The sequence below is a fragment of the Streptomyces hygroscopicus subsp. hygroscopicus genome, assembly GCF_001553455.1.
Taxonomy (GTDB): Bacteria; Actinomycetota; Actinomycetes; order Streptomycetales; family Streptomycetaceae; genus Streptomyces; species Streptomyces hygroscopicus.
In genome coordinates this window covers 1-3,613 of the sequence record NZ_BBOX01000578.1, presented here as the reverse complement: position 1 = coordinate 3,613, position 3,613 = coordinate 1, and the positions used below count along the sequence as shown (strand labels likewise).

Here is a 3,613-nt window from a genome sequence, read left to right as displayed (position 1 = left end):
CACCACCTCCCGCAGCGGGCGGTCCAGCAGACCGTCGAGACGCGCGCACACCTCGTCCCACGCGTCGGCGAACACCGGGAAGGCGTCGTACAGCTCCCGGCCCATGCCCAGGCGCTGCGCACCCTGGCCGGAGAACAGGAACGCCGTCTTGCCGGCCGCTGCCGCCACGCCCCGGACAACGCCGGGCGCGGTCTCGCCCTTCGCGAGGGCGTCGAGGCCACGCAGCATCTCCGCGCGGTCCTCGCCGACCAGGGCGGCCCGGTGGTCGAAGAGAGACCGGCTCGTCGCCAAGGAATAGCCGACGTCCACCGTGGGCATCAACTCTCCGGCAGCGGTGGCGAGTTGGGCCCGCAGCCGTTCGGCTTGGCCGCGAAGGGCGGCGTCGGTCCTGGCGGACAGGATCCACGGCACCGGGACCGCGGCGGAGTCCGGGTCCTCTTCGGCGCGCGGTGCCTCCGGCTCGTCGGAGACCGGCGCCTGCTCGATGATCGTGTGCGCGTTGGTGCCGCTCACACCGAAGGCGGACACCGCCGCCCGGCGCGGGTGGTCCCGCTCCGGCCAGGGCCTCGCCTCGGTCAGCAGCTCCAGGTCGCCCGCCGACCAGTCCACGTGCGGCGACGCCTCGTCCACGTGCAGCGTCTTGGGAAGGATGCCTTCGCGCATGGCCATCACCATCTTGATGACCCCGGCGACACCGGCGGCGGCCTGCGTATGACCGATGTTGGACTTGATGGCGCCCAGCAGCAGCGGCTGGCCCTCGGGGCGGCCCTGTCCGTAGGTGGCCAGCAGGGCCTGCGCCTCGATCGGGTCGCCGAGGGGAGTGCCGGTGCCATGGGCCTCGACCACGTCCACGTCGGCGGAGACCAGCCGGGCGCCGGCCAGCGTCTGCTCGATCAGCCGCTGCTGCGACGGGCCGTTGGGCGCCGTCAGACCGTTGGACGCGCCGTCCTGGTTGATGGCCGAGCCACGGATGACGGCCAGCACCTTGTGGCCGTTGCGTTGCGCATCCGACAGCCGCTCCACGAGCAGCATGCCCACGCCCTCGGACCAGCCGGTGCCGTCGGCCGCCGCCGAGAACGCCTTGCACCGCCCGTCGAACGACAGCACGCGCTGGGCGCTGAACTCGATGAACGTGCCCGGCGTTGCCATGATCGTCACACCGCCGGCCAACGCCACGGAGGACTCGCCCTGCCGCAGCGACTGGCAGGCCAGGTGCAGGGCGACCAGCGACGACGAACACGCGGTGTCCACCGTCACGGCCGGCCCCTCGAAGCCGAAGGTGTAGGAGATGCGGCCGGAGGAGACGCTGGGGGCGCTGCCGAGTCCGAGGTATCCCTCCACCCCTTCGGCGTCGCTCACGATGCGCGAACCGTAGTCGTGGTAGTTGGAGCCGACGAAGACTCCGGTCTGGCTTCCGCGCAGCGCCACGGGGTCGATGCCGGCGCGCTCGAACGCCTCCCAGGACGTCTCCAGCAGCAGCCGCTGCTGCGGGTCGATCGCCATCGCCTCACGGGGCGAGATCCCGAAGAACGACGGGTCGAAGTGGCCCACCTCGTCGAGGAAGCCGCCGGCCTGGACGTAGCTGGTACCGGACTTCTCGGGGTCCGGGTCGTAGAGACCGTCGATGTCCCAGCCACGGTCCTCGGGGAACCCGGAGATCACGTCCCGCTCGGCCATGAGCAGGTCCCACAGTTCCTCGGGGCTGCGCACCCCTCCGGGGAACCGGCAGCTCATGCCGATGATGGCGATCGGCTCATCGGTGGCCATGGGCCCCTCGAGCCCCTCCGGCCGCTGGGGTGCGGCGGCGGTGGCGCCCGCGGTGGCCGGCTGTTCGCCGAACATCTCGGTGTGCAGGTACCGCGCCAGAACCGTGGCGGTCGGATAGTCGAAGACGCAGGTGACCGGCAGTCGGAGACCAGTGACCACGCCGAGGCGGTTGCGCAGCTCGACGGCGGTCAGCGAGTCGAAGCCGAGGTCGCGGAAGGCTCGCTCGGGCTCCACCGCGTCCGCGCTGTCGTAACCGAGCACATCGGCGGCCTGGCTGCGCACCAGCTCCAGGAGAAGCCTGGGCTGCTCGGCAGGGGGCAGCTGCGCCAGCTCCCGGCGCAGTGCGGAAACGGCGTCGTCGCCGTCGCCGGCGTCCGCGCCACTGGCGGCGGCGGGACGGTTCAGCTCGGGCAGTTCACGGAACAGCGCGCTCGGACGTGAACCGACGAACTCCGGCCGGAAGCGGTCCCAGTCGATCTCGGCGATGACCACGAAGGTCTCGTCCCGTTCAAGGGCCTGCTGCATACCGGAGATCGCCAGCTCGGGCACCATTCCGACCATGCCGGAACGGTCCATCCGCTCGCCGACCTCGCCGGAGCCAAGGCCGCCTCCGGCCCAGGCGCCCCAGGCGATGGAGGTCGCGGGGAGGCCGTCCGCGCGCCGCTGCAGCGCCAGCGCGTCCAGGTAGGCGTTGCCCGCCGCGTAACTGCCCTGACCGGGGCCGCCCAACGTGCCGGCGCCGGAGGAGAACAGCACGAACGCCGACAGGTCCATCCCGGCGGTCAGCTCGTGCAGATTCCGTGTCGCGTCCACCTTCGGACGCAGCACCCCGGCCGCCCGCCGCACCGTCAGCGCGTCCACCACACCGTCGTCCAGCACACCGGCCGTGTGCACCACGGCCGTCAGCGGGTACTCCCCCGGAATCGCGTCCAGCACCGCCGCCAGCGCCTCGCGGTCCGCGGCGTCACACGCCGCCACCGTCACCCGGGCACCGAGCCCTTCCAGCTCCGCCTTCAGCTCGGCGGCGCCCTCGGCCTCCATACCGCTGCGGCTGGTCAGCACCAGATGCTCGGCACCGGTACGCGCCAGCCAGCGGGCCACATGACCGCCCAGCGCGCCGGTGCCACCGGTCACCAGCACCGAGCCCCGGCTCTGCCAGGGCCCCCGGCCCTCGGTGTCCTCGGCCGCCGAGGCCCGCACCATGCGCTTGGCGAACACGCCGGAGCCGCGCACCGCGACCTGGTCCTCGCCGTCCTCGCCCGCCAGCACTCCGGCCAGACGGGCCACCGCACGGCCGTCCATGGTCTCGGGCAGATCGACCGCACCACCCCACCGCTGGGGATACTCCGCGCCCACGATCCGGCCCAGGCCCCACACCATCGCCTGCACCGGGCTCACCAGCCGGTCGGAGCGCCCCACCGACACCGCACCGCGGGTGCCGCACCACAGCGGAGCCACCACGCCCGCGTCGCCCAGCCCCTGGACCAGCCCCACCATCGCCGCCAGCCCGGCCGGCACCACACCGAACGTCGCGTGCCCCGACTCGTCCAGTCCGAGCAGCGAGAACACGCCCGTCACACCCGAGGGCTCCACCCCTGCCCCGTCGAGCGCCGCGCGCAGTCGCTCCGCCACTGCCCAGCGGTCGTTGCCCGACCCGTCCAGCACCACCCGGACGACCTCGGCGCCGCTGGTCGCCAGCCCGTTCACCGTTGCGGTCACGAGGGCATCGCCGGCGTGCGACGCGGGAAGGACGACGAGCCAGGCGCCCGAGAGGGCCGCCGCCGTGGCGGACGGCAGTGGCTTCCAGACCACCTTGTAACGCCAGCTGTCCACCGTGTTCCGCTCG

General features: G+C 72.9%; 1 protein-coding gene. It reads right to left on the bottom strand.

What is annotated here, in order from left to right; genetic code table 11:
• Nucleotides 1-3,613: type I polyketide synthase (locus AXW62_RS38870; RefSeq protein ID WP_159061089.1), on the bottom strand; the 3,613-nt coding region annotated here is incomplete at both ends.